General features: G+C 67.1%; 13 protein-coding genes. 7 read left to right on the plus strand and 6 right to left on the minus strand.

Features of this window, described 5'->3' with window-relative positions:
• Window positions 1-18: 18 nt before the first annotated feature.
• The 5 genes from AC57B5_RS09600 to AC57B5_RS09620 form a co-directional block, all read right to left on the minus strand.
• A complete protein-coding gene (locus AC57B5_RS09600; RefSeq protein WP_496399365.1) occupies window positions 19-522 on the minus strand; it encodes an arsenate reductase ArsC in 504 nt (167 codons plus the stop codon).
• A gap of 40 nt (window positions 523-562) precedes the next feature.
• Entirely contained in the window at window positions 563-886 is a 324-nt protein-coding gene (locus tag AC57B5_RS09605) for an ArsR/SmtB family transcription factor (RefSeq protein ID WP_013801883.1), read from the minus strand.
• 118 nt (window positions 887-1,004) lie between these two features.
• Window positions 1,005-1,709, minus strand: coding sequence for an SDR family oxidoreductase (locus tag AC57B5_RS09610; protein ID WP_097202048.1), 705 nt, complete (start codon window positions 1,707-1,709; stop codon window positions 1,005-1,007).
• A gap of 30 nt (window positions 1,710-1,739) precedes the next feature.
• The gene (locus AC57B5_RS09615) at window positions 1,740-2,741 is read right to left on the minus strand and encodes an NADP-dependent oxidoreductase (RefSeq protein ID WP_496399366.1); all 1,002 of its coding nucleotides are present in this window, start codon (window positions 2,739-2,741) and stop codon (window positions 1,740-1,742) included.
• Between the two features lie 74 nt (window positions 2,742-2,815).
• Window positions 2,816-3,421 (minus strand): TetR/AcrR family transcriptional regulator, encoded by a 606-nt coding sequence (locus AC57B5_RS09620; RefSeq protein ID WP_496399367.1) that lies wholly within the window; start codon window positions 3,419-3,421, stop codon window positions 2,816-2,818.
• 70 nt (window positions 3,422-3,491) lie between these two features.
• On the opposite strand from AC57B5_RS09620, the gene AC57B5_RS09625 reads away from it, so the two are divergent.
• The 4 genes from AC57B5_RS09625 (at window position 3,492) to AC57B5_RS09640 (ending at window position 7,299) form a co-directional block, all read left to right on the plus strand.
• Window positions 3,492-4,802 carry a flavin-dependent oxidoreductase gene (locus AC57B5_RS09625; protein ID WP_496399368.1) on the plus strand — a complete coding sequence of 437 codons (1,311 nt, stop codon included), beginning with the start codon at window positions 3,492-3,494 and terminating at the stop codon, window positions 4,800-4,802.
• Window positions 4,803-4,933: 131 nt separating this feature from the next.
• A complete protein-coding gene (locus AC57B5_RS09630) occupies window positions 4,934-5,836 on the plus strand; it encodes a glutamate ABC transporter substrate-binding protein (protein WP_319073623.1) in 903 nt (300 codons plus the stop codon).
• A gap of 3 nt (window positions 5,837-5,839) precedes the next feature.
• On the plus strand, window positions 5,840-6,502 hold the full coding sequence (locus tag AC57B5_RS09635; protein WP_096916659.1) for an amino acid ABC transporter permease: 663 nt from the start codon (window positions 5,840-5,842) through the stop codon (window positions 6,500-6,502).
• Window positions 6,499-7,299 carry an amino acid ABC transporter permease gene (locus tag AC57B5_RS09640; protein ID WP_013801876.1) on the plus strand — a complete coding sequence of 267 codons (801 nt, stop codon included), beginning with the start codon at window positions 6,499-6,501 and terminating at the stop codon, window positions 7,297-7,299. The genes AC57B5_RS09635 and AC57B5_RS09640 overlap by 4 nt, the downstream gene beginning before the upstream one ends.
• Window positions 7,300-7,305: 6 nt before the next feature.
• On the opposite strand, the gene AC57B5_RS09645 is transcribed toward AC57B5_RS09640, so the two are convergent.
• The gene (locus AC57B5_RS09645; RefSeq protein ID WP_496399369.1) at window positions 7,306-8,763 is read right to left on the minus strand and encodes an MFS transporter; all 1,458 of its coding nucleotides are present in this window, start codon (window positions 8,761-8,763) and stop codon (window positions 7,306-7,308) included.
• Window positions 8,764-8,891: 128 nt separating this feature from the next.
• On the opposite strand from AC57B5_RS09645, the gene AC57B5_RS09650 reads away from it, so the two are divergent.
• The 3 genes from AC57B5_RS09650 (at window position 8,892) to AC57B5_RS09660 (ending at window position 12,158) form a co-directional block, all read left to right on the plus strand.
• On the plus strand, window positions 8,892-9,830 hold the full coding sequence (locus AC57B5_RS09650; RefSeq protein WP_496399370.1) for a LysR family transcriptional regulator: 939 nt from the start codon (window positions 8,892-8,894) through the stop codon (window positions 9,828-9,830).
• Window positions 9,831-9,980: 150 nt separating this feature from the next.
• Complete coding sequence (locus AC57B5_RS09655; protein ID WP_034395797.1) at window positions 9,981-10,664, plus strand: energy-coupling factor ABC transporter permease; 684 nt, start codon at window positions 9,981-9,983, stop codon at window positions 10,662-10,664.
• A 330-nt stretch (window positions 10,665-10,994) separates the two neighbouring features.
• Complete coding sequence (locus AC57B5_RS09660; RefSeq protein ID WP_496399371.1) at window positions 10,995-12,158, plus strand: GGDEF domain-containing protein; 1,164 nt, start codon at window positions 10,995-10,997, stop codon at window positions 12,156-12,158.
• Window positions 12,159-12,199: the final 41 nt, after the last annotated feature.

A 12,199-nucleotide genomic window follows, 5' to 3' on the forward strand; every position in this document is an offset into this window, starting at 1 on the left:
AGGTGTCAGTGGCAGGCTTCAGTCACGGGCCAGGTCGCGGGCAGACTGCTGCAGCGCGTGCCTGGCCAGGGAAGATGGCGGCAGGTTGACGAGCCGCTCCAGGCGCTGCCGCATGGCCAGCAGGGTATGGCGGAATGCGGCCTGCCGGCCTTCGTCGCTTCCTTCGGCCTGCGACGGGTCCGCGTAGCCCCAGTGCGCGGTGGCGGGCTGGCCCGGCCAATAGGGGCATGCCTCGCCAGCGGCGCTGTCGCAGACGGTGATGACCAGGTCCATAGGGGGCGCATCAGGCGCGCCGAACTCATCCCAGCTTTTGCTGCGCAGGCCTTCGGTGCACACGCCCGCCTGCTCCAGCGCCGCAATCGCCAGCGGATGGGGCTGCTGGTTGTCGCGGGGGCTGCTGCCTGCGGAGTAGGCCTTGAAGCGCCCGCCGCCGAGGTGATTCAGAAGGCCTTCCGCCAGGATGCTCCGGGCAGAGTTGTGCGTGCACAGAAACAGGACGTTCAGGGGTTTGTCGGAAGTCATGGCAGGAAGTGTTAGGGCCGGGGAAACCGGGGGAGCAGCGTCAGCAGGACTTGCAGGACATGTCGGCCACCTCGCATGACGCACCTGCACAGCAGTTCTGCGTCAGGAAGCCAAGCAGGCCGTTCATGCGCTCATAGGCGGCGCGGTACACCAGGTTGCGGCTGGCCCGCTCCTGCGTCACCAGGCCCGAGCGGGTCAGCTCCTTGAGATGGAAAGACAGCGTGGTGTTGGCGGCGCCCAGGCTTTCTGCCATGACGCCCGGCGTCAGCCCCTCGGGCCCGGCCACGACGAGCGCGCGGAAGATGCGCAGGCGCAAGGGGTGGGCAAGCGCGGCCAGGGATTCGACGACTTCAGATTCATCCATGGGTGAATCATACGATATTTCAACAAATATGGAAATATAGGCCAAACCGGCGCTGACCGATCGTGCCAGCCCACGCCGATCCATGCGGATGGGCACCCATGGCTGGCACGGTCCGACCTCAGGCGCCCTGCGGCAGATAGCTTGGCCGGGCCGCCGTCATGCCACGCTTGACCTGCTGGGTGAGCTCGTCGGCCAGCACTTCATCGAGCCCGGCCTCCAGTCCGTCCAGCGCGCGCCTGACGATGTCCTCGGGGCTGGACTTCGGCGCGTCAAGCCCGCGCGTGAGGTCGGTGTCGACATAGGCCATGTGCAGGCCCAGCACCTGTGTCTTCTGCCCTGCAAGCTCGCTGCGCAGGGCGTTGGTGAGCGACCAGGCGGCCGACTTGCTGGCCGAATAGGCGGCCAGCTCGCCGCCGTTCACCCAGGAGGCCACCGACAGCACATTGAGCAAGGCCCCGCCGCCGTTGGCCTTGAGAACCGGCGCGAAGGCCTGGCTCATGCGCAGCACGGCGAAGAAGTTGGTCTCGAAGATGCGCCTGGCGACCTCTTCGCTGTCGGGCGCCATGAAGCCGCCGGGCTGGGCGATGCCGGCGTTGTTGATCACCAGCGTGACGTCCGACGCCTGCGCGGCGGCGGCGGCCACGTCCTGCGGGCGGTTCACGTCCAGCTGCAGGGCATGCACGCCGGGCTGGGTGACCGTGGCGGGGTCGCGCGCGCCGGCGTAGACCTTGCGGGCGCCACGGGCGAGCAGCTCGCGCGCGAAAGCCAGGCCGATGCCGCGATTGGCACCAGTGACGAGAACAACAGCGTTTTCAATTTTCATGGAGCACTCCAGGGGTGGGGAAAAACAGATTCAACGGATCTTGATGACGACCTTGCCCTTGGCATGGCCGGCTTCGGAATAGGCAAGGGCCTCGTTGGTGGACTCGAATGCGAAGACCTTGTCCACGACCGGGCGGATGGCGCCCGCCTCGATGAGGCGGGTGATCTCGCGCAGCTGGCCGCCGTTGGCCCGCATGAAGAGGAAGGAGTAGTCAATGCCACGGCCTCGCGCCCGGCGCCTGATGCCGGAGCTGAGCAGCCGCATCACCAGCCGCACGAATGCAGGCGCCGCGATGTTTCTGCCAAACGCTGGATCGGGTGGGCCGGAGATGGAGACCAGCTTCGCGCCGCCCTTGAGCACGCGCAGGGATTTGCCAAGCGTCTTGCCGTCCTGGCTGTTCAGCACCACGTCGTAGTCGTGCAGGACGTCCTCGAAGTCCTGCGTGCGGTAGTCGATGACGACATCAGCACCCAGGCTCCTGACCAGCTCGAAGTTGGCCGCGCTCGTGGTGGTGGCAACGATGGCGCCCAGGTGCCTGGCCAGCTGGATGGCGAACGTGCCCACGCCACCGGAGCCGGCCTGGATGAAGACCCTTTGCCCCTTCGTCAGCTTCGCCGTCTCCACCAGGGCCTGCCAGGCCGTCAGGCCCACCAGGGGGATGGAGGCGGCCTCTTCCATCGTGAGCCCCTTGGGTTTTGGCGCCAGCGACGACTCCTTGACCGGCACGAACTCCGCGAACGTACCGATCCGGAAATCGTCCGTGCGTGCATAGACCTCGTCGCCCGGCTTGAACTGCCGCACGCGCGGGCCGGCCTTGACCACCACACCGGCCACGTCGTGGCCCAGGATCAGGGGCAGGCGATAGGGCAGGATGAGCTTGAATTGCCCGTCCCTGATCTTGGAGTCCAGCTGGTTCACGCCTGCGGCATGGACTTGGACCAGGACTTCGTCGTCACGCAGCTGCGGCTCGGGCACCTCTGCCAGCTGCAAGGCGCGGTTCGCTCCATGGCTTTCCAGAATGAATGCCTTCATGGCCTTCCTTTATATGATGATCATCATATGTAACGGCAAAAAAAAATCCAGGCACATGCACAGGGCATGCGCCATCAATGGCTGGCCGGCACCAGATGCTTGAGTGCTGCCTCGCGCAGGCTGTCGGACAGGGCCGGATCGTCCACCGCCCGTGCCAGCAGCAGGCTGCCGACCATGGTGGACAGGGTGACGAGCGCGCGCTCATGGGCACCGGGCTGTCCCCAGTCCGGCGATTGGCGGGCGATGAGATCGACCATTTCCTTGATGTGGCCCGTGGCCACGCGGCGCACCTCCGGCGCCTGGCGCGAGGTCTCGGAGCCCAGGGCCGCCAGGGGGCAGCCCACCTCGGCGCGCTGGACATGTTCCTTGGAAAGATAGGCGGCCAGCATGGCCTGCAGCACCATGCCGGGCGGCGCCTTGGCCACCACGTCGGCGACGGCGGCGCAGGACTCGGCGCAGGCCTTGCCCGCCGCTTCGGCCAGCATGGCGTCGCGCGAGGCGAAATGGGCGTAGAAGGCGCCGTGCGTCAGGCCCGCCTCCTTCATGATGTCCGCCACCCCGGTGCCGCCATAGCCGCTGCGGCGGATGGCACGCGCTGCCACGGAGACGATGCGCTCATGCGTGGCCTCCTTGGCGGAAGCCCGGGCGCTGGAATTTGTATTTCGCATGATGGTCATCATACATTGTTTGCGCCATGCACGCGCCGCAGATGGGACATCCGCCCGCAGCCATTGCATGGACAATCCCGGCATGTCTGCTGCTGCTTCACACAACAATCCATCCCGCCCCGTGCTCATTGCCGGCGGCGGCATCGGTGGCATGGCCACTGCCCTCACGCTGCACCAGATCGGCGTGCCCTGCATCGTGTTCGAGTCGGTGGCGCAGTTGCAGCCGCTGGGCGTGGGCATCAACCTGCAGCCGAACGCGGTGCGGGAACTGCATGACCTGGGCTTCGGCAACGATGTGCTGGACACCATCGGCCTGCAGGCGCGGGAATGGGCGCTGGTGGGCCGCAACGGCAACGAGGTGTATGCCGAGCCGCGCGGGCTGCAGGCGGGCTACCACTGGCCGCAGTACGCGGTGCACCGCGGGCAGCTGCAGATGATGCTGTTCAACGCCGTGCGGGAGCGCCTGGGCGACGATGCCGTGCAACTGGGCCGGCGCGTGGTGGGCTACCGGCAGGATGCCGAGGGCGTGACCGCGCTCATCGACACCCGCGATGGCCAGCGGCTGGAGGTGCAGGGCTCGCTGCTGGTGGCGGCCGATGGCCTGCACTCGGCCGTGCGCGCGCAGATGCACCCCGCTCAGCCGCCCATCCAGTGGGGCGGCGCCATCATGTGGCGCGGCACCACGCCGGGCGTGCCTGTGCGCACCGGTGCGTCCTTCGTGGGCGTGGGCTCGCTGCGCCATCGCGTGGTGCTGTACCCCATCACGCCGCCGGACCCCGTCACGGGCCTGGCCACCATCAACTGGATCGCCGAGATCACGGTGGACAACGACGGCGGCTGGCAGCAAGGCGACTGGAACCGGCGCGTGGCGCTGGAGGAATTCATCCACCACTTCGAGGGCTGGGACTACGGCTGGCTGGACGTGCCGGCCATGCTGCGCGGCGCCACGGATGTCTTCGAGTACCCCATGATCGACCGCGACCCCGTGCCCACCTGGGTGGACGGCCGCGTGGCCTTGCTGGGCGATGCGGCGCATGTGATGTACCCGGTGGGCTCCAACGGCGCCAGCCAGGCCATCGTGGACGCGCGCGTGCTGGGCGCGCAGCTGCTGGACCACGGCGTGGGCCCGCAGGCGCTGCGCGCCTATGACGACAGGCTGTGCAAGGACATCTCGGCCCTGGTTCTGCGCAACCGCGGGGCCGGCCCCTTCGGCCTGCTGGGGCTGGTGGACGAGCGCTGCGGCGGCGTCTTCGACCATATCGACGAGGTGCTGCCGCGCGAGGAGCGCGAGGGCTTCATGGCCAGCTACAAGGCAGCGGCCGGCTATGCGATCGAGACGCTCAATGCCGCAGCCCCCACCATCGCACCCGGTCGGCGCATGGCCGGGACGTGACCTGCGCATGACCGGCGCGTGACCAGGGACTGAGCCCTTGTGCGGCAGCAAGGGCCGCGAGTCGCCATAATCGGCCCTTGCCCCTGGCAGCCATCCCCAGATTTACATCACAGACCAAGCAGGAAGACCACATGCCCATCAAATCCATTCTGAAATCCACCGTGGTGACGCTGGCGATCGTGGGCAGTGGATCGCTTTTTGCGCAGGGCGCGCCCCTGAACACAGCGGCGTTTGACGCCCTGGTGGCGCAAGGCCCCGTCGCCGACGCCGCGACCATCGCCTCCAGCACGTGGGCCAGCAAGATCAAGCAGGCCGGCACGCTGCGCCTGGGCAGCACCCAGACCTCGAATCTGTTCTCCCTGCTCAACGAGAAGGACGGCAAGATCCGCGGCTTCGACGCAGGCCTGGCCCAGCTGCTCACGCGCTACATCCTGGGCGATGCGTCCAAGTACCAGTTCGCACAGGTGACCTCGTCCACGCGCGAGCAGGTGCTCATCAACAATCAGGCGGACATGGTGATCGCCACCTACTCCATCACCCCCGCACGCGCAGAGAAGATCTCGTTTGCCGGCCCCTACTACACCTCGCAGGCCGGGGTGCTTGTCAAGGCAAGCAACAAGACCGTGCAGTCGTACAGCGATCTGGCAGGCAAGAAGGTGGCCACGCAGGCCGGCTCCACGGGGCCCGCCATCCTGGCGCAGCACGCGCCCAAGGCGGTCGTGCAGGAGTTCCAGACCCACCAGGAAGCGCTGGACTCCCTGCGCCAGGGCCGTGTGGATGCCTATGTGACCGACTACACCCTGCTGCTCAACACCCTGAGCCTGGGCACTGGCGACGCGCGGCTGGCAGGCGCGCCCTTTGGCGCCCAGGATTCCTACGGCATCGGCCTGCCCAAGGGCTCGGACGGCGTGGCCTTCATCAACGCCTTCCTGAAGAAAATCGAAGCCGATGGCACCTGGGCCAAGCTGTGGACCGTCTCCATCGGACAGCGCACCGGCAGCACGGCCGTTCCCACGCCGCCCGCCCTGCCCTGAACGATGGGTGACATCTCCCGGCTCCTCGCCGACCACGGGCCTGCCTTCTGGCAGGCCCTCTTGCTGACCTGGAAGCTCACCGCCTTCTCGTTCCTGCCCGGCTTCCTGCTGGGCGTGGTCGTGACGGTGCTCAGGCTGCTTCCGCTGCCGCCGCTGCGCTTCGTGCTGACGGGCTACGTCGAGATCTTCCGCAACATTCCCAGCGTGGCGCTGCTGATCTTCATCGTGTTCGCGCTGCCCGATCTCAATGTCGTGATCGACTATGAGCCCAGCGTGATCCTGGCCCTGACCCTGGTCTGCTCCGCGTTCACGGCGGACTATCTGCGCGCGGGCATCAACACCATTGCCGGCAGCCAGATCGAGGCCGCGCTCAGCCTGGGCATGCGGCCCATGCAGATCATCTCGGCCGTGGTGCTGCCGCAGGCACTGCGCTCGGTGGTGCAGCCGATGACGTCGCTGCTCATTGCGCTGATGCTGTCCACCTCGCTGGCGTCCCAGGTGCCGCTGGCGGGCCGGGAGCTCACGGCGCTCGTGTCCAAGATCGCCAACGACTCCGCCGCCGGCATGGCCGCGTTCGCGGTGGCCGCCGCCCTGTACGTGGCCACCGGATTGCTCATTGCCTGGGTGGGCGCCATCCTGGAAAAGAAGCTGCGGATACTGCGATGAGCCGTTCTCTGGAAGACATTCTGTTTGGCGCGCCCAGCCCGCAGGCCAGGAAGATCACGCAGGTGGTCAGCCTGATCGCCGCGGCCGGGCTGATTGCGCTGGCTGCGGGCGTCGTGTGGCGTTTTCATTCCGCAGGCCAGCTCGAGGCCCGGTTCTGGGAATTCTTCGCCTGGCCCACCACCTGGGCCTTTCTGGCCAAGGGCCTGCTCGGCACGCTGGCATCGTCGGCCATGGCCGCCGTCATTGCGCTGAGCCTTGGGCTGGTGCTGCTGGCGGGGCGCCTGGCGCGGCCCCGCATCGTGCGCTGGCCCAGCATCGCCGTCATCGAATTCCTGCGCGGCACGCCCACGCTGCTGCTCATCTACGTGTGCTTTCTGGTGCTTCCCGCAGCCGGCATCAAGCTCGGCACGTACTGGATGCTGACCCTGCCCATAGGCCTGAGCACCGCCGCCGTGGTGGCCGAGGTCTACCGCGCAGGCGTGCTGGCCGTCCCTCGCGGCCAGACCGATGCCGCGCGAAGCCTGGGGCTGACCGAGGTCCAGGTCTTCCGGTTCGTCGTCTTCCCGCAGGCCCTGCGCTACATCGTCCCGGCCCTGGTCGCGCAGCTGGTCATCGTGGTCAAGGACACCACCTTCGGCTACATCGTCACCTACGGCGAACTCATGCAGAACGCCAAGGTGCTCATCGCAAACTACCACGCGCTGGTGCCCGTGTACCTGGTGGTGGCGGTGCTGTACTGCCTGGTGAACTACGCGATATCGAGGGCGAGCAGGCGGCTGAGCCGGCCGGTGCACTGAGCCTCGTCACGAACGGCTTGTCGCGAGAGCACGGCTTGCAACTGCCATTGCCATGGCCAGGGCAATGACGATCAGAACGGCCGAGACTGCGAACGTGATCCGCATCGCGTTGGCAACGGCCTCGGGATGCGCCGTTGCGATGTCGGGCGTCTTTGAAGCGAGCGCGAAAACCGTCCCCATCATGGATGCCCCGGTGATGAGCCCGAGGTTGCGCGACAGGCTGAGCATGCCCGAGATGACGCCGCGCTGGTCTGGATGGACATTCGCCATGACGGCGGTGTTGTTGGCCGCCTGGAAGAGCTGATATCCAGGGGTCAGGACGACGATGGCAGCAACGTATCCCGCCACGCCGAACATCGACGCAAGCACGGACAGTGCAAATGCCCCCGCCGCCATGGCGATGAGCCCGACGATGGCCATGGATGGCGCGCCCCAACAATCGACGGCACGGCCAGAGGGGACTCCGCTCAATATGGCGATCAACGGGCCCACCGCCATCACGATGCCAACAAGGGCTTCGTTGAGCCCGAGCGCGCGGGCGAGGTAGAACGGCCCCACCACCAGCGTCGACATCATCACCGTCGAGACGAGCGCATTCATGGCAAGGCTTGCGCTGAAGCCTGGATCACGGAACATCGCCAATCGAATCAAGGGCGATGCGGCTTTCGCCTCGGCAAGCACGAAGAGCACGGCACCCAGGGCAGTGGCCAACGCAAGAGCCCCGTTGAGCGGACCGAAACTTCCGCGCCCCAGCGTCATGGCCAGTGCGTACGCCACAAGCGTCACAGCCAGCAGCAAGGTGCCCAGATTGTCGAAGCGGGCCCGCCCCGTCTTCTCCCCCCGGCAATCGGCGGGCAGGTAACGGTGCGCGAGAACCCATGCCACGATACCCAGCGGTACGTTGACGAGAAAGATCGCCTGCCAACCGAGTCCGGCGATCAGAACGCCGCCCAGCGATGGACCGAGAGCGGTGCCCATTGCGGACATCGTTCCGAGCAGTCCCATGGCGCTGCCGGTCCTTTCCTTCGGCACCGTCCCGGCGACAAACGCCATGGTGAGGGCCATCATGATGGCCGCGCCAAGACCCTGCACCGCCCGGGCGGCAATCAGCAGCCGGAGCGTGGGCGCCAGGCCGCAAAGGACCGAGGCCAGCGTGAACAGGAAGATGCCGACCAGCAGCAGCCGTCGGCGGCCCATGACGTCGCCGAGCCGTCCGACGCTGACGATCAGGGCGGTGATGACCAGCAGATAGGCAAGGACGACCCACTGGACCTGCTGGAAAGAGGCGCCGAACGCCTGAGCCAAGGTCGGCAACCCCACATTGGCGATGCTGGTGCCCAGCGATGACAGCAACATGGATAGCGAAAGGCTGGCAAGCACCCACCGAATCGACGGCGTCTGCTCTGCACTGCCAGCGGCTATCCCAGCTCTTGCTGTCGTGGCTGATTCTGGTGTGATTTTCATCGTTGGTGACTCCCGAAATTGAGCTATCGGAAGCGTAGTTCCCTGCCCGGCATGGCGGAAGGCGCACCACTTTCACTTTATTCGTGCGTGTGGCGCCATGTCACCACACGCCGTGCTACGGTCGATCCATGTCAAGACCCGATCTCAACCTGCTTGTCACCCTGGATGTATTGCTTGCGGAAGGCAACGTGGCGCGCGCCGCCCAACGGTTGCGGCTGAGCCCGTCAGCGATGAGCCGGGCGTTGGCGCGTTTGCGGGAGACGACGGGCGATCCGCTGCTGGTCCGGGCCGGTCGCGGCCTCGTTCCCACACCTCGGGCGCTCGAACTCCGCGAGCGGGTCAGCCAGCTCGTGCAAGACACGGAAGCGGTTCTGCGCCCTGCCGAGCAGCCCAACCTCCAGCAGCTGGTCCGAACGTTCACACTGCGGACCAGCGAAGGCTTTGTGGAGAATTTCGGACCGGACCTGATTGCCCGCGTCGGCGAGCAAGCGCCTGGCGTTCGCCTTTGCTTTGTGCAGAAGTCAAACAAAGGGAGCGGCCCGCTTCGCGACGGCACGGTCGATCTGGAGACCGGCGTTGTCGGGAGCACGATAGGTCCGGAGGTGCGTGCGCAGGCGTTGTTCCGAGACCGTTTCATTGGCGTCGTGCGAATGGGGCACCCGCTGAGCCAGGGCGAGATCACGCCCGCGCGCTATGCGGCCGGCAGGCATATCCTGGTGTCCCGGCGAGGGCAGGACAAGGGGCCCATCGATGAAGCCTTGGGTTCTCTCGACCTGCAACGGCAGATCGTTGCGATCGTTGGCGGCTTTTCAGCGGCGCTGGCCTTGGCCCGGGCCTCCGACCTGATCGCCAGTGTTCCCGAACGGCACACGGGAAACCTGCGTGCCGGAATGCACGGCTTCCCCCTCCCGGTCCCTGTGCCGGAGATCACGGTTTCACTCCTGTGGCACCCGAGGCTGCATGCCGATCCGGCGCACCGGTGGCTGCGCGGGTGCGTACGGGAGATCTGCGCGGAACAGCACAGCGATTCCTGGCCATGCGAAAAAGCGGCCGAGAGCCCGGCGTGAAACCGATGGCTATCCGAAGTGCGGCAGCGTGGCTACAGCGTGAAATGAACATGGCGCAGCACACCGTCCCCGGCTATGCTCGGTGCCTTTGCCGTTGCGCAGTCGGTGCCCGCCGGCTCTCCAACGGACCTTGCCTGTTCAGGACCTTCCATGCACATCGAACCCGGCGTCGTCAGCCCCGAGAAAATCGCCCTCAGTTACGTCACTGCCGCAGCGGCCTTCGGCCTGACCGCCGCCCTGGCACGGCAAAGCCTGCGCGACAACGGCGGCGCGCTCGCGCTGCTGGTGCGCAGCGTGATCACCACCGCGCTGGTGTTCAGCTTCTTCGAGGTGTTTCCGCACGAGCCGGTCGGCGTATCCGAGGTCCATCTGATTCTGGGCTCGACCTTGCTGCTGATGTTCGGCGCGGGTGCTGCGGCCATTGGCCTGGCGTGCGGCCTGCTGGTCCAGGGCCTGTTCTTTGCACCCTTCGACCTGCCGCAGTACGGCATGAACGTCACCACCTTGCTGGTGCCGCTGTATGCAGTGAGCCAGCTGGCGCGCCGGCTGATTCCGGCCGGCACGGCCTATGTGGACATCAGCTACCGGCAGGCCCTGGCCCTGTCCACCACCTATCAGGGCGGCATCGTGCTGTGGGTCGCCTTCTGGGCCATCTACGGCCATGGCGCCAGCCTGGCCACCATGACCGAGGTCGCAAGCTTTGGTGCCGCCTACATGTGCGTGGTGCTGGTGGAGCCCCTGGTGGACCTGGCCGTGCTGTGGCTGGCCAAGCGTCTGGCCGCCTTCACGCAAGGGCCGCTTTTCAATACCCGCCTGCACGCAGCGGCCATCTGACAGCCGGCTTCCCGGTCACCGCTCCCTCGGTGCTCCGCTGTGGCGGGCTGCTCAAGACTCCAGCCGCATCCGCGCTGACCAGCGCCACGGCGGCTGCATCACGGAAATCAGGCCGGAAATCAGGCAACGGGCTCCCGTTCACGGGCCGCCCGATCCGTGACTTCCACCCAACGGACTGCCGCGCAGCCAGGGCCTGAAGGCCCGCATCCTGCGACAATTCGGCCCGCGCGCTCCGCTCCATTTCAATGCGACGGCCCCGACCTGCGCCGCATTGCGCCTTGCCTGGCAGCTATTGCACGGGGCCTGCCTGCGCCGATATCTTCATCGTCCATGGTTCTCGATCCCTTCACCCTGCTCGTTCTCACCACGGCCATGGCCGCCGCCTCGGCGCTGTATCTGGCTGCGGAATGGGGCAGCGTGCGCGAACGCTCGCTGCTGCTGTGGAGCGGGGGGTTTGCCATCATCGCCGTGGGCTGTGTGCTGGCCCTGCTGCGCTCCAGCGGCCATGTGCTGCTGGGCATCTGGTTTCCCAACGGCTTGCTGATCTGCGCGCACTGGCTGTTCCTGGCCGGCGTTGCCGCGTTCACGCACACCCGGCTGCCGCGCCTGTGGTGGCTGGTGGCCGTCGTCTGGCTGGCAATGCTGTTCATGCCCAGCGGACCGTGGTGGTCCAGGGCAATGCTGGGCATCCAGTCGCTGCTGATCGCCATCATCAGCCTGCGCGCCGGCCTGCTGCTGCGCCCGCACGGCGGCACGCTGGGCGTGGGCGCGGCGCAGCTGCGCTTCGTTCTGCTGGCCCACGGCCTGTTCTATTTCGCCAAGGCCGCCTCGGCCGTGGCGCTGGACACCTTCATCAACCTGGCCAATTTCCACGGCACGGTGATCCTGGTCTCGCTGGTGGAAGGCGTGATGGCGATCATGCTGCTCGCCATGTCCATGACCGGCACGGAGCGCCATCGCCGCGAGGAACGCATCGCGCAGATCGCCGCCCGCGACCCGCTCACCGCCCTGGACAACCGCCGCGCGCTCTATCTGCGCGCACCCCAGCTGCTGGAGCAGGCCTCACCGGCCAGCCCCTGCGCCCTGCTGCTGATCGATATCGACCACTTCAAGCAGGTCAACGACCTGCACGGCCACGATGCCGGCGACCGCCTGCTGCTGACGCTGAGCGACCTCATCCGCAGCGCGCTGCCGCGCGGCGCACTGGCCGCACGGCTGGGCGGGGACGAGTTCGTGATCGTGCTGCGCAGCGTCGACCACGCGGCAGCGCAGGCGCTGGGCCAGGACTTGCGCGAGGCCTTCGCGCAGCAGGCGCGGACCCTGTTCGAGACGCCGGAACCGGTGTCGCTGAGCATCGGTGCCACCTTGTTCGACCAGCCCGGGGTGGAGCTGTCCCACTGGCTCAAGCAGGCCGACGAAGCCCTCTACACCTCCAAGCGCAAGGGACGGGACCGGATGGAACTGGTCCCGCTTGCGCCCGGGCGGCCGCACTGAGGGCGCCGAGGGCGCCGAGGGTGCCCTGGCCCTGGGCACGC

The organism is Delftia sp. BGA-UO-ETr-SB1, assembly GCF_059567865.1.

What these genes read in the sequence shown, in the direction of transcription:
- AC57B5_RS09600 (WP_496399365.1), bottom strand. Translation starts at nt 522, where the DNA reads ATGACTTCCGACAAACCCCTGAACGTCCTGTTTCTGTGCACGCACAAC.
- AC57B5_RS09605 (WP_013801883.1), bottom strand. Translation starts at nt 886, where the DNA reads ATGGATGAATCTGAAGTCGTCGAATCCCTGGCCGCGCTTGCCCACCCC.
- AC57B5_RS09610 (WP_097202048.1), bottom strand. Translation starts at nt 1,709, where the DNA reads ATGAAAATTGAAAACGCTGTTGTTCTCGTCACTGGTGCCAATCGCGGC.
- AC57B5_RS09615 (WP_496399366.1), bottom strand. Translation starts at nt 2,741, where the DNA reads ATGAAGGCATTCATTCTGGAAAGCCATGGAGCGAACCGCGCCTTGCAG.
- AC57B5_RS09620 (WP_496399367.1), bottom strand. Translation starts at nt 3,421, where the DNA reads ATGATGACCATCATGCGAAATACAAATTCCAGCGCCCGGGCTTCCGCC.
- AC57B5_RS09625 (WP_496399368.1), top strand. Translation starts at nt 3,492, where the DNA reads ATGTCTGCTGCTGCTTCACACAACAATCCATCCCGCCCCGTGCTCATT.
- AC57B5_RS09630 (WP_319073623.1), top strand. Translation starts at nt 4,934, where the DNA reads ATGCCCATCAAATCCATTCTGAAATCCACCGTGGTGACGCTGGCGATC.
- AC57B5_RS09635 (WP_096916659.1), top strand. Translation starts at nt 5,840, where the DNA reads ATGGGTGACATCTCCCGGCTCCTCGCCGACCACGGGCCTGCCTTCTGG.
- AC57B5_RS09640 (WP_013801876.1), top strand. Translation starts at nt 6,499, where the DNA reads ATGAGCCGTTCTCTGGAAGACATTCTGTTTGGCGCGCCCAGCCCGCAG.
- AC57B5_RS09645 (WP_496399369.1), bottom strand. Translation starts at nt 8,763, where the DNA reads ATGAAAATCACACCAGAATCAGCCACGACAGCAAGAGCTGGGATAGCC.
- AC57B5_RS09650 (WP_496399370.1), top strand. Translation starts at nt 8,892, where the DNA reads ATGTCAAGACCCGATCTCAACCTGCTTGTCACCCTGGATGTATTGCTT.
- AC57B5_RS09655 (WP_034395797.1), top strand. Translation starts at nt 9,981, where the DNA reads ATGCACATCGAACCCGGCGTCGTCAGCCCCGAGAAAATCGCCCTCAGT.
- AC57B5_RS09660 (WP_496399371.1), top strand. Translation starts at nt 10,995, where the DNA reads ATGGTTCTCGATCCCTTCACCCTGCTCGTTCTCACCACGGCCATGGCC.